This is a genomic window from Chryseosolibacter indicum, from assembly GCF_018598585.1.
Taxonomy (GTDB): Bacteria; Bacteroidota; Bacteroidia; order Cytophagales; family Cyclobacteriaceae; genus Chryseosolibacter; species Chryseosolibacter indicus.
Map to the genome: position 1 here is coordinate 21,980 of NZ_JAHESD010000015.1, position 18,920 is coordinate 40,899.

General features: G+C 40.8%; 15 protein-coding genes. 8 read left to right on the top strand and 7 right to left on the bottom strand.

Annotated elements, in window-relative coordinates:
* Positions 1-587 precede the first annotated feature (587 nt).
* The gene (locus KK060_RS09030; RefSeq protein ID WP_254153390.1) at positions 588-2,684 is read left to right on the top strand and encodes an alpha-ketoacid dehydrogenase subunit alpha/beta; all 2,097 of its coding nucleotides are present in this window, start codon (positions 588-590) and stop codon (positions 2,682-2,684) included.
* A gap of 25 nt (positions 2,685-2,709) precedes the next feature.
* On the opposite strand, the gene tamL is transcribed toward KK060_RS09030, so the two are convergent.
* Entirely contained in the window at positions 2,710-5,145 is a 2,436-nt protein-coding gene (gene tamL / locus KK060_RS09035) for a translocation and assembly module lipoprotein TamL (RefSeq protein WP_254153391.1), read from the bottom strand.
* 51 nt (positions 5,146-5,196) lie between these two features.
* On the opposite strand from tamL, the gene KK060_RS09040 reads away from it, so the two are divergent.
* Complete coding sequence (locus KK060_RS09040; protein ID WP_254153392.1) at positions 5,197-5,934, top strand: TrmH family RNA methyltransferase; 738 nt, start codon at positions 5,197-5,199, stop codon at positions 5,932-5,934.
* A 283-nt stretch (positions 5,935-6,217) separates the two neighbouring features.
* Here the strand turns inward: KK060_RS09040 and KK060_RS09045 are convergent, their stop codons facing one another.
* Positions 6,218-7,066 carry a transketolase gene (locus tag KK060_RS09045; protein WP_254153393.1) on the bottom strand — a complete coding sequence of 283 codons (849 nt, stop codon included), beginning with the start codon at positions 7,064-7,066 and terminating at the stop codon, positions 6,218-6,220.
* A 149-nt stretch (positions 7,067-7,215) separates the two neighbouring features.
* On the opposite strand from KK060_RS09045, the gene KK060_RS09050 reads away from it, so the two are divergent.
* Together KK060_RS09050 and yiaK are read left to right on the top strand one after the other, a co-directional pair.
* On the top strand, positions 7,216-8,730 hold the full coding sequence (locus KK060_RS09050) for a serine hydrolase (RefSeq protein ID WP_254153394.1): 1,515 nt from the start codon (positions 7,216-7,218) through the stop codon (positions 8,728-8,730).
* Positions 8,731-8,792: 62 nt separating this feature from the next.
* Positions 8,793-9,812, top strand: coding sequence for a 3-dehydro-L-gulonate 2-dehydrogenase (gene yiaK / locus KK060_RS09055; protein ID WP_254153395.1), 1,020 nt, complete (start codon positions 8,793-8,795; stop codon positions 9,810-9,812).
* On the opposite strand, the gene bcp is transcribed toward yiaK, so the two are convergent.
* The 3 genes from bcp to KK060_RS09070 are packed head-to-tail and all read right to left on the bottom strand — an operon-like array spanning position 9,813 to position 12,920.
* Positions 9,813-10,397: a thioredoxin-dependent thiol peroxidase gene (gene bcp, locus KK060_RS09060; RefSeq protein ID WP_302180041.1), complete on the bottom strand. Its 585-nt coding sequence runs from the start codon at positions 10,395-10,397 to the stop codon at positions 9,813-9,815.
* On the bottom strand, positions 10,397-12,337 hold the full coding sequence (locus KK060_RS09065) for a M23 family metallopeptidase (RefSeq protein WP_254153396.1): 1,941 nt from the start codon (positions 12,335-12,337) through the stop codon (positions 10,397-10,399). The genes bcp and KK060_RS09065 overlap by 1 nt, the downstream gene beginning before the upstream one ends.
* Positions 12,306-12,920: a fumarylacetoacetate hydrolase family protein gene (locus KK060_RS09070; protein ID WP_254153397.1), complete on the bottom strand. Its 615-nt coding sequence runs from the start codon at positions 12,918-12,920 to the stop codon at positions 12,306-12,308. The genes KK060_RS09065 and KK060_RS09070 overlap by 32 nt, the downstream gene beginning before the upstream one ends.
* Positions 12,921-13,006: 86 nt before the next feature.
* Between KK060_RS09070 and KK060_RS09075 the strand changes: the two genes are divergently transcribed.
* Positions 13,007-13,804 carry a M48 family metallopeptidase gene (locus KK060_RS09075; protein ID WP_254153398.1) on the top strand — a complete coding sequence of 266 codons (798 nt, stop codon included), beginning with the start codon at positions 13,007-13,009 and terminating at the stop codon, positions 13,802-13,804.
* 11 nt (positions 13,805-13,815) lie between these two features.
* Positions 13,816-14,448: a DUF1684 domain-containing protein gene (locus tag KK060_RS09080; protein ID WP_254153399.1), complete on the top strand. Its 633-nt coding sequence runs from the start codon at positions 13,816-13,818 to the stop codon at positions 14,446-14,448.
* On the opposite strand, the gene KK060_RS09085 is transcribed toward KK060_RS09080, so the two are convergent.
* Together KK060_RS09085 and KK060_RS09090 are read right to left on the bottom strand one after the other, a co-directional pair.
* Positions 14,445-15,248, bottom strand: a complete 804-nt coding sequence (locus KK060_RS09085; protein ID WP_254153400.1) for a 3'-5' exonuclease — start codon at positions 15,246-15,248, stop codon at positions 14,445-14,447. The two genes, KK060_RS09080 and KK060_RS09085, sit on opposite strands and share 4 nt — an antisense overlap.
* 9 nt (positions 15,249-15,257) lie before the next feature.
* Complete coding sequence (locus KK060_RS09090) at positions 15,258-16,631, bottom strand: UDP-N-acetylmuramate--L-alanine ligase (RefSeq protein ID WP_254153401.1); 1,374 nt, start codon at positions 16,629-16,631, stop codon at positions 15,258-15,260.
* A 387-nt stretch (positions 16,632-17,018) separates the two neighbouring features.
* Here KK060_RS09090 and dnaB point away from each other — a divergent pair, with 387 nt between their 5' ends.
* Both dnaB and KK060_RS09100 read left to right on the top strand, forming a co-directional pair.
* Positions 17,019-18,539: a replicative DNA helicase gene (dnaB, locus tag KK060_RS09095; protein ID WP_254153402.1), complete on the top strand. Its 1,521-nt coding sequence runs from the start codon at positions 17,019-17,021 to the stop codon at positions 18,537-18,539.
* 12 nt (positions 18,540-18,551) lie between these two features.
* The gene (locus KK060_RS09100; protein WP_254153403.1) at positions 18,552-18,896 is read left to right on the top strand and encodes a hypothetical protein; all 345 of its coding nucleotides are present in this window, start codon (positions 18,552-18,554) and stop codon (positions 18,894-18,896) included.
* Positions 18,897-18,920 lie beyond the last annotated feature (24 nt).

Genomic DNA, 18,920 nt, shown 5'->3' on the forward strand with positions numbered 1-18,920 from the left:
TGCATAAGGGTTGAAGTTCCCTTTTACTAAAATTTCAAACTGCAGCTGTGCTTGTTTATGTTGCTGCTATTGCTAACTCCTAAGAAACTTTTATTGAAATGCCTCAGAAACTTTTTAAAAATTGCTTATCGATTAAGTTGTAAATACTTTTTACTACGTGCGTCCCCACGGTTTGTAGAAAGTTACTATAGTGATAGACGTCTTGTTCAAAATCATTTTTCGGTACAAGTCATAACAATTGCTATATCTTTTTCTGTTATTACCTTTTCAAGAACTGGTGGTCTATGATGGCTTAAATTCTAAATTCGTTGAATTTCATTCTTGTAGAATTGTTTCTAAGTAAATAAAAATTCTTAATACACATAGTTTTAAGTATTGTAACTGACTTAATCTTAATCCGCATTTTATTCACATAATCTCGATTAATGATCTTGCCGTCTTCAAGAATATGAGATACTCAGCATAATGATAATATCTTTTCTGTGTTGGCTTCGTAATACCTAAGGCAGAAGCATTTGCTTAAGTTGATGTTTTTCTTTCGGATGAATCAAAATCACTATCTTTATCGCGAGACCAAATAATTGCCGATGACTGTCAGTGATACCCAAAAGGGAAGTGATAAATATCAGCTTAAAGTTGATAGAGAAGTTTTATTAAAAGCGTATCTGTTAATGTGTACATCCAAAAGGATGGCCGAGTTATATGATGAGAACAGAGATGTTTGTAGTAAATATGTTCACAGTACGTCAAGAGGGCACGAGGCTATTCAGCTCGCAGCAGGCCTTCAACTAAAACATTATGATTATGCATCTCTTTACTATCGTGATGAGTCTATGTTACTGGCAATGGGGCTTGAGCCTTACGAACTCATGCTTCAGCTGATGGCAAAAGCAGAAGACCCTTTTTCAGGAGGAAGGTCTTACTACGGTCATCCATCCTTAAAAAGAACAGGGTTCCCAGTTATTCCTCACCAAAGCTCGGCAACGGGTATGCAAGCCATACCTGCAACAGGTATGGCTCATGGCATCGCATATCTTGAATCGCAGAATTTGTTAAAAGCAGACGAAGCTCCTGTAGTATTATGTTCACTAGGCGATGGCTCTGTTACAGAAGGTGAGGTAGCAGAGGCATTTCAGATGGCTGTATTAAAAAAATTACCAATTATTTACCTTATCCAGGATAATGACTGGGGTATATCTGCAACAGGAAAGGAGATGCGAGCCATGGATGCCTACGAGTATGCCTCTGGCTTTAAAGGATTGGAAAGGATGGTTGTTGATGGTGCTGATTTTGTTGGCTCATACCTTGGGTTAAAAAAAGCGATTGAATATGTAAGAGAAAAAAGGAGCCCGGTTCTTGTTCATGCCAAGTGTCCTCTATTAGGTCATCACACTTCGGGGGTAAGAAGGGAATGGTATCGTGGTGAAGATCTGGATGAACACCGAAAACTAGACCCGGTGGTAAAGCTTCGTAATTACTTACTCGAAATACAGGAGCCGGAAGACAGTTTGTTATCCATTGAACAAAAGGTATCCGAAAAAGTTATTTCTGACTACGAAAGAGCAGTTCAAGCGCCTGATCCTGATGTTACTGATTTTGGTTCTCATGAGTTTGCTCCAACCATTATTACAGAAGAAAAGGGAAACCGTTTTCCTGCAAATGGTGTAAAGGTTGTAATGGTAGATGCTGCGCTTCATGCAATGGATGAGATTCTTAAGAAACATCCTGAAGCGCTCTTCTATGGGCAGGATGTAGGCCGAAGGTTAGGGGGCGTTTTCCGGGAGGCAGCTACACTGGCACAGAAGTATGGCGACAATAGAGTTTTCAATACACCCATACAAGAAGCGTATATCATAGGCTCAACAGCAGGAATGTCAGCAGTGGGAGCGAAGCCCATTGTTGAAATTCAGTTTGCTGATTATATCTGGCCTGGCATAAACCAGTTAGTAGAAGAATTGTCCAAGAGCTGTTACTTATCCAAAGGTAAATTTCCAATACAGGCATTGATACGTGTTCCAATTGGCGCGTATGGAGGAGGTGGGCCATACCATTCTGGAAGTATAGAGTCTACGTTGTTAACCATCCGCGGGATAAAAATAGTTTATCCTTCTAACGCGGCAGATATGAAAGGATTATTAAAAGCTTCTTTTTACGATCCTAACCCTGTTGTGCTATTGGAACATAAAGGCTTGTACTGGTCTAAAGTGGCCGGTACTTCAGAGGCAAAAACTATTGAGCCTGATGAAGATTACATCATTCCTTTAGGTAAAGCTAACGTTGTTCAGAAAGCACACGAAGAAAAAATAGAACGGGGTGAATCTTGCGTAGTAATCACTTACGGTATGGGCGTATACTGGGCGAAAGAAGCGTCGCAGGAGTTTGCAGGTCAGGTCGAAATATTGGATCTAAGAACGCTTAACCCTATTGATTGGGATCAGATTAAGTTATCTGTTAAAAAACATAGCCGTGCTTTTATCTTAACCGAGGAGCCATTATTGAACTCCTTTGCTGAATCTTTAGCAGGGAGAATATCGAAAGAGTTATTTAATTATCTGGATGCACCCGTATGGACATTCGGTGCTGCCAATCTTCCTGCAATACCGCTAAATGTTGATCTTGAAAAAATGATGCTCCCAAATGCCGAAAAAGTAAAGACGGAAATAAGTAAGCTACTTGGTTACTAAAACGAGAAGAGGAAATAAATCACATTTAAAAAGGATATCCAATGTTGAAGTTGTAAATAACAGGCTCTTTAACCGGGCCTCTCATCGTTCCGTCACTATTCGTATTTGCGTATGGTTTCCAGAACCTGAACTTGTCAAGTACAAAGCGGTCGCCAGGTTCTCTTGCAGGGTCATATGCTTTGATGCCGACATCTAATCTGAAGATGAGGAAAGTAAAATCAAAGCGTAAACCAAATCCCGTTCCTATACCCAGTTCACGATAAAATGAATCTACCCTGAATTGGGAACTTCCTTTTGCAGGTGTATTAGGATCACTAATGGTTCGTTGGCTAGACCATACGTTTCCGGCGTCAATAAAAACAGCACCATGTACAAAGCCGAAAAGTTTGGAGCGAAGCTCGACACTTCCTTCAAGGAGAATTTCACCCGGCTGTTCAAATTGATAATTGAACAATCCCTTTTGCTGTGGATTTTCATTCAACGGAGGAGGTACTGATCCTAATCCAAGCCGTCGGGGTCTCCATGCACGCACGCTGTTACTTCCTCCTACAAAATAGAATTTTTCATAAGGTAAAGAATTTCCAGAGCCATAAGACCATGCATAGCCCGTGTTGACTCGATAGGCAAGCGTAGCCCATTTGTTTAGAATTTTTAATTTCCTGAAGTCTAAGCTGAAGCGGAGGTATTTAAAATATTGAAGTCCCTGATCTGTGATAATAGCAGGATCAATAAAATTTAAAGTAGTTCCTCCTGATTCAACTTGTCCTCTTAAGAAGAATGCATTTTTATCATAAGTGCCATAATCTTTACTCCACGTAATACCAAAGATCATACTGCTTACGAAAGAGGGCTCAAATGATCTTTTTAGGTTGTAATTGCCCTGTTCATATAATCTGTTAAGTAACGTGTTGAAGGTATCATCTTTTATGGTGGAGTTAATAAGACTTATGTTGGTAAGAGCAAGGGAGTATTGTGTTGACCTCTTGTTCTGCCAGGTATAAGTGTTGGAAAGTGTCGTACTCGTTCTTCTATACTCAGGTCTCTCTGAAAAACTGTATCCTACAGAAAGCCTTGTTTTAGGATTATATTTTCCTAACCTTATTTGTGTACCACCCCTGAAGGGCCAAAGAAATTGCGGGAAGAGAAGGGACGCATTTACACCGGCTTCAGTGCTGCGGTAAATCTGATCTCCTGTCGCTCCTGCTACACCTTCTACACCAATACGGCCGCTAAATTCAAAGTTCTCTAATCCCCTGAATATGTTCCTTTTTTTAAAGGTGATGTTATAGAAGGGACCAGGATAGCCTTGTGTAATGTTTAAGCCTACTTCGTTAGACCATTCATACCTATCCAAAGGGCTGGTAAAAATATTGGCAATAAACCTTCCACCGGATGTATCGTAATTGATGTTCACAAATTTAAAAGCATCCAGATTTGCCAACTGCCTCTGGGAATTATAAGTATTTGACCTGCTATAAAGTGATGCAGGGGTAAGGAAGAGACGTTGACTCAGTATTTTTAAATTATAGTTGTTCTCAAAATATCGATATTGTACATCTCTGTATGTTCTTGTTTTTCTCGAATAGCCAGGATAAGGAACCCCTGCATCGGTGGTAAACCGGATTGAATCAATTTCAAACTGTTTATGATATCCTCGTTTCGCAGGATTGCGGATAAATAGGATTACCAAAACTTTGTTGTTCTTAAGCGCGGAAGTGTCTACTTCAAAATCTATGTATTGTCTGCTAAAGTCAAAAAATCCATTATCCTTCAGGAGAAGATCTAGCCGTTCTCGTTCTTTTGACAGATTACTTTCTTCATAGCGCTCACTCTTCTTGAGAAGGCTTTCACTTTTATTGTTTGATACAATCCTGTTTACAGTAGTATCCTGAATGCGGTAAATGATGGAATCTATTATAAAAGGAGGACCGGTCTCAATACGATAATTGATCGTTACTAATTTTCCTATTGTATTAATTCTTGTAGTAACGCTATTAGTAAAGTATCCTTTTGAAAACAAATAGTTACTGAACCGATCCAACGTAGTTTTTACCAACACGCTGTCGAAAACTGCAACCGGCTCACCCCATTGCATAAACTGGTTTCCGTTTTCAATACGAGAGTTAAACTTGTCAATCTTCTTTTGTTTTCTGAACTGAAGGTTGTTGATCTTTTTCTGATTTGTTGTCTTTGCTATCTTGGCATCGAACTTCTTTTCGGCTTGTTCTTTCTTGCGGACGAACTTCTCCTTATTGTAACGTTTCAAACCGGCGTAATACATTGTAACCAGAAGATGGAAAGACGGTACGCCCAAAAAACGGCGGTTAGGCCGCTGTACGTAGAGCGAACGCAGCTCTTCCTGATCAACTTTTCTGGAAACACGGGTGGTTTGTCTTACAAGAAGTTTCTCATCATCCTTTAAATGCTTCGTACCCAAACAACCTGTTAACAGCAGGGGCATGAGGATTAAAAGAAAATATCTATTTTTCGAAGTACTCAAGCTTAATAAAGAATGCTTTCCAAAGCCAACGTTAAACTCATCAAATCTCTGCAATTAAAGAAATACAGAAAACAGGAGCAATGTTTTCTTGTAGAAGGGGCAAAAAGTGTTACCGAATTATTATCGTCTGAATTTGAAGTAGTTAAACTCTTCGGAACATCAGACTTCTTATCCGGGATTAAAAACACAGGTCGCATAGAGGTTAATGAAGTATCAGAAAAAGAACTAGACGGTCTAGGCGAGTTCCAATCCAACAACACGGCACTGGCTGTTGCAAGAATCAAACCAAACAAGTCAATAACGATTGGTACTGATGAATTTGGGATAGCACTAGATAACATCCGCGATCCTGGAAACCTGGGAACCATCATCCGTACTGCAGACTGGTATGGTATCCATAAGATTATTGCATCTCACGAAACTGCCGATTTTTATAATCCTAAAGTTATCAGTGCCACCATGGGCTCCTTTACAAGGGTTAGTTTTCAATATGTTGATATTAAGGAATACCTGGCAGGTTTTGGTGGCTCTATTTACGGGGCCTATTTGAATGGAAAAAACGTTCATCAAACTACGTTCAAAAAAGGAGGGCTGATTCTGATAGGAAACGAGTCGCACGGAATATCACCAGATCTGGAAACCCTCGTTACCGACAAGATTACAATACCTCGTTATGGCCATGCAGAATCGTTAAATGCAGCCATTGCCACCGCAATTATTTGCGATAACGTAAGGCGTAATAGCGATTAAACCTTTGCGATATAATCGTCAATATTTACATTTTAATCGCCCGTTGAGTCGGATCATACCGGCACATGAGCCATAGATCAGCCGTACTTGAGCCGTATATGAGCCGTATAGGCTGCGTTTTTAGCGAAATTTGAGGCCTTATACGGCTCATATACGGCTCATATACGGCTCAACCCGGGCTTAAGCACGGCTTAAAGCCAGGTTTTTCTTAAATTCTTAGATAAAGGATCCAATACAAAAAAAGCCGGCTTATGGCCGGCTTTGCTGCTATAGTGTCTGTTTATTAGTAATCTCCTAAAGTTTCTTCCAATTGGGCGAGCGCAGTCTTTAACTGCTCATCGTTAGGGGCAACGCCATGCCACTTGTGTGAGCCCATCATATAGTCTACACCATAACCCATTTCAGTTTTCATCAGGTTAAGGACAGGTTTACCTTGTTTTGCAAGGGTTTGTGCATGTTGCAAACCTGCAACAACTTCTTCTATCACATTGCCATTAAACTCTTGAACAATCCAGCCGAAAGCCTGCCATTTTGATTTAAGATCCAATGAAAGAATTTTTGCTACCGGACCATCAATTTGCTGGCCGTTGAAGTCGATTGTAGCAATTAGGTTGTCTACTTTGTTATGCGCTGCATACATAGCCGCTTCCCAGATCTGTCCTTCCTGTTGCTCGCCGTCGCCCATGAGTACATAAACAAAGCGGTCGTCGTTGTTAAGCTTTTTAGCCTGTGCTGCTCCAATAGCAACCGACAACCCTTGACCTAAAGAACCAGAAGCAACACGTATACCAGGGAGGTGTTCATGCGTTGTAGGGTGTCCCTGAAGTCTTGAATCTATAAATCTGAAAGTAGATAGCTCCTTTACATCAAAATAACCTGCCCTTGCAAGGGTAGAGTAAAATACTGGTGAAATATGACCATTGGAAAGGAAGAAAAGATCTTCTCCTTTACCTTCAAAGTTAAACTTTGGGTCGTGCTTCATAATGTTGAAGTAGAGCGCAACAAAGAATTCAGTACAACCAAGTGAACCACCCGGGTGGCCTGACTGAACAGCGTGTACCATACGTACAATGTCTCTTCTAACTTGCGAAGCAATTTTTTTAAGTTGATTCAGATCTTGTTGCTGGCTCATGAAATTTTAATTTGTCGCGAAGATGCTTCAAATTTGGAAACCAAGCAAAGGTAAGATTGTCGATTTTCGATATTTATCCAATCGAAAACTGCATCGCAACTTCTTTTAATCAGCTGATTCCCTATTTTAGAATCTTAAAATTTGAACTGATGAAATTGATCCGCATTCTTTTAGCATTGTTTATATGCCAGGTGGCATTTGCCCAGGCCGACCTTAAAAAGCTTGATGCATATTACGAGAAGGCTGTTAAAGATTGGAATATACCAGGGATGAGTGTTGCGATTGTGAAAGACGGGAAGATCATCTTTGAGAAGGGCTATGGAGTAAAAGAGGTGGGCAAACAAGAGAAAACAGATGAGCATACTTTGTATGCTATTGCTTCCAACTCAAAAGCATTTACTTCTGCTGTGTTCGGGCAACTGGTTGATGAGGGCAAAGTGAAGTGGAATGATAAGGTAAGAAAGTACTTGCCATATTTCGAATTGTATGATCCCTGGGTTTCAAGTGAAGTTAATATCAGGGACATTTTAAGCCACCGTGTAGGGTTGGGAACATTTAGCGGAGATATTATCTGGTTTCGTTCCAATCTAAATGGTGAACAAATCGTAAGGCGTGCCAAGTATCTGCCGAAGGCATATGACTTTCGTTCCGGGTACGGATATTCAAATGTAATGTACATCACTGCAGGCGAAGTGATCAGGCAGGTGACAGGCAAATCGTGGAGTGATAATGTAAAGGAAAGATTCTTTCAACCATTGCAGATGACCCGATCAATTACTTCTATTCACGACCTCGATAAAAAGGGAAATTATGCCATGCCCCATAGTTATTTCAATAAGGAACATAAACCCATACCATGGGAAAGTTGGGACCATGTAGCTGCAACCGGAGGTATCATATCAAGTGTCCACGACATGGCACAATGGATGATCTTTAACTTAAATCATGGTATGTTACTGAATGATACATTGCTCTCAAAAGAATCGAGAAACATGGTATGGACACCGCATGCTTCATTCAACGTCGATCATACTACCAAAGAAAAGAATACGCATCTCAGGGCGTATGGACTTGGATGGGTACTAAGCGATTATAGGGGGAAGCTTAGGGTTGGCCATACCGGAGGGTATACAGGCATGCTTTCAGGTGTCACACTTATACCGGATGAGAACCTTGGTATAGTAGTGCTTACCAATGGTATGCGGGGCATTTATGGTGCAGTTATCAGTTATACTATTGATAGGTTTTTAAAGGCACCTGAAAAAGACTATTCAGCAGAGTTGCTCGCAAATGCAAACAAGAACGAAGATAAAAGAATTGAAGAACGTAAAAAGGCACGTGTAACAGGAACGAAGCCTTCGCTTTCGCTGGATAAATATGAAGGCGAATACTTTACCGATACTTATGGTAAGATCACAGTAAAGCGCGAAGGTGAGAAGTTAAGGATTACGTTTGAGCACACACCTGATTTGAATGCTACGCTTGAGCATTGGCATTTTGATACGTTTGAGATCAAGTGGGAGAATGCTGCACCGCTCGCGTGGTTTAGTTTTGGTACTGTAAAGTTCGATCTTGACAACAACAATGCTGTTAAGAGAATTGAATTCGATGTACCTAATGATGACTTCTGGTTTGAAGAGTTAAATGCGAAGAAGGTGAAGTAATCATTAGCAAAAGTGGTAAGAGTATTCATTTGATATTTGACACGTAGCAAAAAAGAAAAGTCATGAATGAAAAACCGAATTACTTAAAGATATCAGCAAGGGATATGGAGGCTGAGTTTCTTCGCATTTTAATCAAACATGGTTTTACATCTGACAATGCAAAAACGTGTGCACGAATCTTTACGGAAAATAGTATTGATGGTGTCTATACGCATGGCGTGAATCGCTTCCCCCGATTTGTTAAATACGTTGCTGAAGGCCACGTCAGGCAAAACGCTGAACCTGTATTAAAGCATGCTGCAGGTGCAGTAGAACAATGGGACGGGCAGCTTGGCGCCGGGCCATTAAATGCTTTAAAATGTACTCAACGCGCAATGGAACTTGCTTCAGCAAGCGGTATTGGTTGCGTTGCGCTGGCCAATACAAACCATTGGATGCGAGGCGGAACTTATGGACGTGAAGCTGCAAAAAACGGATTTGTATTTATTGGCTGGACCAACACAATTGCCAATATGCCAGCGTGGGGTGCTATAGACAGTAAATTAGGAAATAACCCATTGGTAATTGGCATGCCCTATAAAGATGAACCTGTTGTTTTGGATATGGCGATGTCACAGTATTCTTATGGCGCGTTGGAGTTGTATGAGATGAAAAAAGAAAAGCTTCCTGTGCCTGGTGGTTATGATTCATCGGGAAACCTTACGCAAGACGCTATTACCATTCGTGAATCGAAAAGAATATTACCGATAGGGTATTGGAAGGGAGCGGGGCTATCACTTTTGCTTGATATACTCGCTGCTGTTTTATCAGGAGGACTATCTACAGCGGAGATCTCAAGGAGTAAGGATGAGATCAGCTTGTCTCAGGTTTTCATTGCCATTGATTTATCAAAACTGCAAAACTTCAAGTCAATAGAAGTTACGCTACAACAGATTATAGACGACTACCATCAGTCCGTTCCTGCCAGGGAGAATGGGAAAATAGTTTTTCCCGGAGAACGCGTTGTTCTTACAAGAAATGAAAATCTTAAAAATGGAATTCCAGTGCTGGAAGAGGTATGGAATAGAATCCAGGCACTATGATTATTTCTTTTTCTTCGCTGCTTTCTTTGCAGGTTTAGATGAAGCCTTCGCTGTTTTGCTGGCTGTTACCTTTTTCGTAGCGGATTTTTTTATAGGTACTTTCTTCACCACTACCTTAGTGGTATTGTCAATCTTTTCTTTGAGAATCTGCGAGGTATGGTTCTTGGTATCAACCTTTTCAATGATGTCTTCGATCACCCCCTTTTCATCAATAATAAAAGTAACGCGCGCAGTTCCCATGTACTTGCGTCCGTACATGGATTTTTCAACCCAGGTTCCATACGCACTGTGAAGTGTTCTGTCTGTGTCGGCAAGCAACCTGAAAGGCAATTTTTCTTTGTCGATAAACTTCTTGTGAGATTTTTCGGTGTCTGTACTTACTCCCAGTACTTCGAAGCCTTTCTTAAGCATTGAGTTGTAATTGTCGCGGAGATTACATGCTTCTGCTGTACAACCCGGTGTCATGTCCTTCGGGTAGAAATAAAGCACAAGCTTTTTCCCCCGAAGGTCTGATAACTTCACCGGTTTGCCATCCTGATCATCGACGTGGAAGTCAGGCGCTTTGTCTCCGACTTTGAGTGTCATTAAGGTATTTGTTTTGTGTAACGTGCTTCGTTTCCTGAATTATCTGTTACTACCAACGTCAACTTCCCTTTTAGTAATTCTGCTTTATTCAACTTCTCTGACCAGATTGTATTTGTTTTTGCATCGTAGTGCATTAACAACCACTGGCCGTTGATAGTGGCTTCGTACTTATTGATTCCTGAAAGGTTATCTTTAATCTTGAATTTAGCAATGTAGTTGTTGATGGATACCGGCTTAATAGTAGGCGGGGTAACATCCTTCAATATCACAAAATCACCAAATTCACGTGTTGCAAAGTATACACCACCATTCTCCCAACCACCACCAAGGTAAGTAAATCCTTTACCTGCCCTACGGTAAACCGCATAGGTTTTGTCCCACTGATAAGTGGTTGAGGGCCTCAATGTAACGTTTATGGCTTTGTTCAAAGGTGTTGTTCTGTTACCTATGTTAAATACTTCAAGACTGTCAGAAGAGAAGCCATGGTATGTAGTTAGGTACACAGTATCATAAACTGCATCCTGAGGAAACTCTATATCCATTACATCACTGTAGTAGTTGTACTTCTGTCCTGAGGGTACAACTGTTCTGATATTTGTTCTTACTGTATTCTCGCATGTTACTACAGAATCCGGAACCTCTTTTCGAAGGTCAATAAGATAAACCGCGCGATATGCATTGGTATATGCCGGCTCAATTTTCCGATTCGTATTCCTTACATACACGGTAGCCATGTTACTATCACGCAGGCATGGTTGGGTTGAAATCATCATAGTGTTTTCAACAACATCATACTCAACGGATGTTTTCATTGGTTCCAAAAGCTTTACTTCTTTTGTTAACGGACTAGGCATTAACCGGAAAGAAATATTGCTGGCATTGCCATAAGAATCCTTCATTGTAACCTTCACATTCGTTTCCTTGCCTGCAGGTACTTTTATCTTACCGGTAGAAGGGGAGTTGGTATAGAAGTTTAGCTGGTTGCCATCATCAATGTATAATTTATAGAAACGGTTCCCATTCAAACGCATCGACCTGAAGTCCATCAACGTATAAATGCCTCTTGTTTCCGCGATATTGATTTTATCAATACCCTGACTAAAAACCAGTTTATCATCAACATGAAGATCGATATGATTAACGCCACCCCAGAAAGGACTACCAGGAGCTAGTCTGTCTTTCGCTAGTATTTCAACACCAATGTTACCCGTAGCAAGAATAGGTGCGGTAAAAACAAAGTCATTTCCCGTACGCTGCGCGTAAAATTCAAATCTTCCAAACTTGTCGTTTATCCGAGAGTTAATATCCAGCGTTTTTAAAGCAATCTTTTCAACAGAAGGAGGGAGGTTATCCGTAATTTCCGGAAACCCGACAACCTTTAATGGATCAAGTGCATAGTTGTTAGGATCACGTATATCAAAGTGAAGGTGGGGGCCGCCGGAAGAGCCACTGTTTCCTGATAAGGCAACGGTGTCACCCTGCTTTACTTTAAATTCACCTTCTTTAAAAAATAAGTCAATGTTGGCTGTCTTTTGCTTGTACTGTTCCTTAAGGATGTAATCCGCAATCTTTCCTTTGAATTTGTCAAGGTGAGCGTATAATGTTGTGTGACCATCAGGATGCGTAATGTAAAGCACATTGCCATAACCTGACGGGCTTACTGACACTCTTGAAATGTACCCGCTCTTTGAAGCAAGAACAGGGTAGCCAATCACATTATTGGTTCTGATGTCAATACCTGAATGAAAGTGCGTTGTCCTTAACTCTCCCATAGTGCCGGCGAGCGAGCCGGGCTTACCAGGATTTATAGGATACAAGTATTTCTCACCATTCGGAAATTTCTCCTCCGGTTTACTGAACTGCCCATAAGAAAAGTGTGAGCAAGTGAATAATACAATTGTTAGAAGGCTACTTAACTTCAAACTCCAATAGTTTTTCATTTTCAATATAAGCGGATAAGGTATCTCCAATCTTCACAGGGCCAACACCTTTTGGTGTACCTGTGTAAATTAAATCACCGGTTCTGAGTGTGAAGAATTTAGACAAATAGGAGATGATGTAATCAAAACCAAAAAGCATAAGTGAAGTGTTCCCCTGTTGCTTTAATTCCCCATTTATTTTTAAAGAAAAATTGATATTCTTTAAGTCAGCGAACTCACTTACCGGCAAAAATTTGTCTGAAACGGGCGCTGAACCATTAAATCCTTTCGCAATATCCCAGGGCAGCCCTTTCTCTTTTGCTTTCTGCTGCAAGTCGCGTGCCGTGAAGTCGATACCAACACCAATACTGTCGTAATATTTATGAGCGAAGTTCTCTTCTATGTTCTTACCTTCTTTGCTGATTCTTAAAACTAGCTCTACCTCATGGTGTATGTCCTTTGAGAAATCGGGATAATAGAAAGGTGCATTGTTGCGGATGATGGCCGTATCAGGCTTTGTAAAGATTACAGGCTCATCTGGCTTTTCATTATTCAGCTCTTTGATGTGCTCAACGTAGTTACGACCGATTGCAAAAATTCTCATTGGGTTGATTTATTTTGGTAAAAATTTGGCACAAATCTAGTAAAACAAGATTTTGCGAATATTGAATATTAATTAAAAATAGTACTATGCTAAAAAATGCATTTTTATTATCGATCGTCGGGTATCTGCTATACGCGTGCTCTACAGTAGCGGTAACAGGTCGTCAGCAACTTTCTTTGGTTTCGAACGCTGAGATTATACCTATGGCCAATCAACAATATGATTCTGTGGTAAGAACGGCAAAGCTCTCTACCAATCAGCAGCAGGCAGCCATGGTTAAAAACGTTGGAGTTCGTATTCAGAAGGCAGTTGAACAATACATGGCCCAGAACAATCTTTCAGCACAGCTCGAAGGGTTTCAATGGGAGTTTAATCTTATAGATGATCCAAAAACTGTTAATGCCTGGTGTATGCCTGGTGGAAAGGTAGCTTTCTATACTGGTATCATGCCGATATGCCAGGATGAGACAGGTGTTGCTGTTGTAATGGGTCACGAGGTAGCACATGCGATAGCAAACCACGGCCGAGAGCGTATGAGCCAGGGGCTTGTCGCCAACCTTGGTTTAAGCACATTAGGTGCAGCAATGGGCGCAAATGCAGGTATGACAAAACAAATATTCATGCAGGCTGTCGGTGTTGGTACTCAAATAGGCATGCTCAAGTTTTCAAGACAGCACGAATCAGAAGCTGACAGAATCGGATTAATATTTATGGCAATGGCGGGATACGATCCTAACCAGGCTGTGAGCTTCTGGGAAAGAATGGATAAAATGAGCGGTGGTGAAGCTCCTCCTGAATGGTTGTCAACTCACCCTTCTCATAGCACAAGGATAAACGATCTGAAAAAAGAGATTCCGGAAGCATTAAAGTACTATAAGAAGTAATAGCGATATAAATGAGATTTCTCAAAAACTTTAAAAAGTCAGGAGCGCTTACTTTGCTCCTGGCTTTTTCTTTTGCCTTCGCAGCAGCTCAGCAACAAGACGAAGAAGCGCTTCAGCTTATAAACAAACACAGAAAGAAACAGTACAAAGAATTTAAAGGATCAGAATCGCCATTACTGCCTAAGGACAAAAAGAGGTTTAAAGGATTAAATTATTATCCTATTGATCTCAAATACAGGGTGCAGGCAAAGTTCAGGAGAACTGAAAATGAGCCGCTGTTCAAGATGAAAACGACAACCACCAGGCTTCCTGAGTATACTAAATATGGAGAGGTGACTTTCTCCATCGATAGCACATCCTATACGCTCGAAGTTTATCAGAGTCCGGAAATAATGAAACGTCCTGGCTATGAAGACTACCTTTTTATACCATTCACAGATCTGACCAATGGTGAAGAGACTTATGAAGTCGGCCGGTATCTTGAATTCAGAATCCCGAAGTCAGAAGATGTGATAATAGACTTTAACTTATGTTACAATCCGTACTGTAGTTACAATCCTAATTACTCATGTCCAATTCCGCCAGCACCAAATCAGCTACCTATAGCTATTCCTGTCGGAGAGAAGAAGTTTAAGGATCACTAGCGCTTAAAACCTCTCAGCTTTATCTCTGTGAGTTTACGTTTGGTATCCTGGGGGAAGTCGCCATTCATTACCCAGTCGTAATAGGCAGGTTCTTGTTTTAGGACATCAACAACTTTTTTGCCTTTATGCTTGCCGAAGTTAAACATCTCTTCTCCCTTTTCATTTTTTATCATGCGGCCCGCTAGGTCTACCATGTCGTCAGCAATCAGCCTGCTTAAAACATCCATGTCATTTTTAATTTCTCCTACTTTTCTTCCCGAGGCGTCTGTGACATCCTGCCCGTCATACTTTTGAATTTGCGCGAGTAATACCTGCATGGAAGCTTCTGTATCGGCTTCAGCAGTATGAGAATCATCAAGCTCTTTGTTTACATAGAATTTATAGGCGGCAGAGAGTGTTCTCTTCTCCATCAGGTGAAAGATCTTCTGAGAATCAATAATCTTCTTGCGCTGATAATCAAAGTCGACACCTGCGCGCAAAAACTCTTCCACCAAAAGTGGTACATCCATTTTCAGAATGCTAAAGCCAGAGAGATCAGCGCCTTCCATAAACTTGGCGTAGTCTTTAGCAAGTTCTTTAAAGGTAGGTTTGTCCTTTACATCTTCGTCTTTTATACCATGAAAGACAACACTTTCAGGAGGGATAGGTATCGTAGGATTTACAAGATTGTATTTACGGTGTACCTCACCGTTAGGCATCATCTTGATAACAGCAATCTCGATAATCCGATCATGCGTAATATTTGTTCCGGTAGATTCAAGGTCAAAAAAGCAGATCGGATTTTTAAGATTTAGTTTCATGAAGATTAGTTATGCGTTAATTTTTTCAGCCAGGTTCTTTAGATCAATTCCACCAAAATTTCCTGAACTCATCATTAAAAGATTTTTGTTTTTCCACGATTGGGCTGTCAAGTAGCCAGTGAGCTGTTCAGTGTTGTCGAACACCTGAATGTTTTTGTTTGCAAAAGCTGACTTGATGTCATCAGTAGACAAAGGCTCTAGCTTTTTGGCCTTAACTTTTTCAGGATTGAAATATACAATTGGTGTCTGGGCACTCTTTAAACTGTCTTTATACTGGGGAAGGAATTTTTTATTGAGGCTGCTGAATGTATGTAATTCAACACACGCTACCAGCTCACGCGAAGGATGGATCTCGCGCATAGCTTTTACAGTAGCCTTCACTTTAGAAGGTGCATGAGCAAAATCTTTGTACATTGCAAAGCCACTCGATTCTTTGATCAATTCAAGTCGGCCTGACGCTCCTTCAAAACTACTGATAGCTTCAAAAAATTGCTTGTTTGTAATACCTATCTTTTTGAGTACTTCTTTTGCTCCGCTGATGTTCTGATAGTTGTGACTTCCAAAAATTTTAATCGGATGGCGTTCTTTGCCATCAGTTAAAAAGAAATGGCCATCTGTGTCAGAAGTATGTGAATGGCTTTTATAAGTTACCTGGGTAACATCAGGTCGTTCCTTTTTGCCAATCATTAGTGCAAGCGAATCTTGTTCGCAATAAATCAGAATACCACCTTTAGGAGTCTGATCTGCAAATAGATCAAATTGCTTAACGTACTCATCTTCAGTAGGAAATACATTTGCATGATCCCACGATATTCCGGTAATTAAACCAATGTGGTGTTGGTAGCGGAGAAATTTCGGAGTAGGATCAAGAGCCGATGACAGATATTCATCGCCCTCTATTATAATAATAGGAGCATCAGAAAGCTTCACTGTATTTTCTACACCTCTTACACGAGCACCAATAACATAGTCGAAATCGCGCTTACAGTAATTGAGCACATGAATTATAATTGCAGTAGTAGTAGTTTTTCCGTGACTACCGGCAATTACTATGCGCTGCTTATCTTTCGATTGTTCATATATATACTCAGGAAAAGAATAAATCTTTAATCCAAGTTGTTGAGCTTTAAGTAATTCAGGATTGTCTTTGCTGGCGTGCATACCCAGCATAACTACCTCTGTATCTTTATCTATTTTTTCAGGAAACCAGCCATCCTTTTCAGGTAGAATGCCATGCTTTGACAGCGCTGATTTTGAAGGTTCAAAAATCTCATCGTCTGATCCGCTGATCTGATGTCCGGCTTGCTTTAAAGCGATAGCCAGATTATGCATTACACTGCCTCCAATTGCAATAAAGTGAATCTTCTGTTTCTTCTTCTCCATGGTTTGAGAATATTCCGGTTTAAAATAAAAGAAAATGTTTGTGTATAAAAAATTCGACGTCGCTTACGCTGATTTTCAGATGTTTGATTATTTCGATTGATGTTGATTTTAGAGATTCAATGACTTCAACAAGTACTAACAGGCTATCAGGGTATACTGAAGGCGGAGCTACGACGGAGGAAGGACGGAGCTAGAGTCAGGTTCGGTTACCCAATCGGAAAATTTGTCAGTCGGTTAGATTTTTTAAAATTGACACAAGTTGTCAAAACTTGATGCGTTATTCACATTTTAATTGTGTATCATTTGTGAATAAGTTGTGGGCAGAGTACCAAAGTATGTGCGTACGTTTGTCGCCCTATAATTTAAAACACGTACAACAACCACTGTATGGAGCAAGGAAGGTCAACGTCACTGAGGTTAAGCGGTAAGTCTAACAAACTGATTCCGAGAGATATTTCGGAAACTTTAGGCAAACTGCCTCCTCAGGCGCTTGATCTCGAAGAGGCTGTATTGGGTGCATTGATGCTGGAAAAGAATGCACTGAACGCAGTTGTGGAATTCTTAAAGCCTGAGCATTTCTATAAAGATGCTCACAAAGAGATTTACACCGCTATTCTTGATCTTTTCAAAGCCTCAGAACCTGTTGATATGCGCACTGTTGTGCATCAACTGAGAAAGAACGGTAAAATAGAACTTGTGGGCGGTGCTTATGTTATTCCTGAACTTACAGCAAAAGTAAGTTCTGCGGCTAACATAGAATATCACGCCAGGGTAATCATGGAACTTGCAATTAAACGTACCTTAATTGAGGTAGCGTCTAAAATACACCATGATGCCTATGAAGATACAACGGACGTTTTTGAATTATTAGACAGAACAGAATCTGCTGTATTCGAAATCTCCGACTCTAACCTGCGTAAAAACTATGATAACATGCGCAACCTGATGGCGCGTGCTATCCAGGAACTTCAGGTTCTTAAAGATCATAAAGATGGCTTAACAGGAGTTCCGAGTGGATTCACCGCTCTTGATCGTATGACTTCTGGCTGGCAACGATCTGATCTTGTTATTATTGCAGCCCGCCCTGGTATGGGTAAAACAGCGTTCGTAGTTTCTGCATTGCGTAACGCAGCAGTAGACTTTAAAATACCTGTGGCTATATTCTCACTTGAGATGTCTTCAATTCAGTTGGTAAACAGGATGATCTCCGCAGAGGCAGAGCTCGAAAGTGAGAAGATCAAAAAAGGTAATCTGGCAGATCACGAATGGGCTCAATTGGTACACAAGACAAGCAAACTTTCATCTGCACCTATTTTTATTGATGATACACCCGCACTATCAATACTTGAACTCAGAGCAAAATGCCGCAGGCTCAAAGCCGAGAGTAATATACAACTTGTAGTTATCGATTACCTTCAGCTTATGCGTGGTGAACAAGCGGGTAACCGTGAACAAGAAATTGCTTCCATTTCTCGGGCATTGAAAGGTATTGCAAAGGAACTTAACGTACCGGTGCTTGCACTGTCACAGCTAAGTCGTGGTGTTGAAACAAGGGGAGGAGATAAGAGACCTCAGCTTTCAGATCTTCGTGAATCAGGTTCTATCGAACAGGATGCGGATATCGTAATGTTCCTCTATCGTCCCGAGTATTATAAAATCACAGTAGATGAAGATGGTATGCCTACACAGGGCGTTGGAGAAGTAATTCTCGCCAAGCACAGAAACGGATCTACAGGTACAGCTAAACTTAAGTTTATCGGTAAGTATACAAAGTTCGGCGACCTCGATGGTGGCTCTTATGACAATCCTTTCTCTGGTATGATTACAAGAGAAAGTCGCCTGAACACGTTCCCTGACTCCGAAGAACCTCCAAGACCTCCAATGAACGAGGATGACGCTCCTTTTTAGTAGATTTGTGTCATGCACCGACTCTACTATTTAACTTGTTTGTTCTTTCTTTCTTCATGTGTGTATTACGATCTCGAAGAGGTTCCAACCACCCCGCCACAACAAGACATTTGCGGCCAGGAAGTTGTAAGCTGGGAATTACACATTCTTCCTATTATCAGAGAGTCATGCGCCATTAGCGGATGTCACAACGGCATCTCAAGAATAGACTTGCGAAAGTACGAACTGGCTAAACTGCATGCTTCTGAAATCAAAGCATTTACACAAGATCGTAGCATGCCCTTTGAAGGAACAATCACGCAACAGCAAATAAACCTAATTGCTTGCTGGGTTGATGCAGGAGCACCTAATAATTAGCTCTTACCGAATTAACTACGTTTT

What these genes read in the sequence shown, in the direction of transcription:
- KK060_RS09030 (WP_254153390.1), top strand. Translation starts at nt 588, where the DNA reads ATGACTGTCAGTGATACCCAAAAGGGAAGTGATAAATATCAGCTTAAA.
- tamL (WP_254153391.1), bottom strand. Translation starts at nt 5,145, where the DNA reads ATGCCCCTGCTGTTAACAGGTTGTTTGGGTACGAAGCATTTAAAGGAT.
- KK060_RS09040 (WP_254153392.1), top strand. Translation starts at nt 5,197, where the DNA reads ATGCTTTCCAAAGCCAACGTTAAACTCATCAAATCTCTGCAATTAAAG.
- KK060_RS09045 (WP_254153393.1), bottom strand. Translation starts at nt 7,066, where the DNA reads ATGAGCCAGCAACAAGATCTGAATCAACTTAAAAAAATTGCTTCGCAA.
- KK060_RS09050 (WP_254153394.1), top strand. Translation starts at nt 7,216, where the DNA reads ATGAAATTGATCCGCATTCTTTTAGCATTGTTTATATGCCAGGTGGCA.
- yiaK (WP_254153395.1), top strand. Translation starts at nt 8,793, where the DNA reads ATGAATGAAAAACCGAATTACTTAAAGATATCAGCAAGGGATATGGAG.
- bcp (WP_302180041.1), bottom strand. Translation starts at nt 10,397, where the DNA reads ATGACACTCAAAGTCGGAGACAAAGCGCCTGACTTCCACGTCGATGAT.
- KK060_RS09065 (WP_254153396.1), bottom strand. Translation starts at nt 12,337, where the DNA reads ATGAAAAACTATTGGAGTTTGAAGTTAAGTAGCCTTCTAACAATTGTA.
- KK060_RS09070 (WP_254153397.1), bottom strand. Translation starts at nt 12,920, where the DNA reads ATGAGAATTTTTGCAATCGGTCGTAACTACGTTGAGCACATCAAAGAG.
- KK060_RS09075 (WP_254153398.1), top strand. Translation starts at nt 13,007, where the DNA reads ATGCTAAAAAATGCATTTTTATTATCGATCGTCGGGTATCTGCTATAC.
- KK060_RS09080 (WP_254153399.1), top strand. Translation starts at nt 13,816, where the DNA reads ATGAGATTTCTCAAAAACTTTAAAAAGTCAGGAGCGCTTACTTTGCTC.
- KK060_RS09085 (WP_254153400.1), bottom strand. Translation starts at nt 15,248, where the DNA reads ATGAAACTAAATCTTAAAAATCCGATCTGCTTTTTTGACCTTGAATCT.
- KK060_RS09090 (WP_254153401.1), bottom strand. Translation starts at nt 16,631, where the DNA reads ATGGAGAAGAAGAAACAGAAGATTCACTTTATTGCAATTGGAGGCAGT.
- dnaB (WP_254153402.1), top strand. Translation starts at nt 17,019, where the DNA reads ATGGAGCAAGGAAGGTCAACGTCACTGAGGTTAAGCGGTAAGTCTAAC.
- KK060_RS09100 (WP_254153403.1), top strand. Translation starts at nt 18,552, where the DNA reads ATGCACCGACTCTACTATTTAACTTGTTTGTTCTTTCTTTCTTCATGT.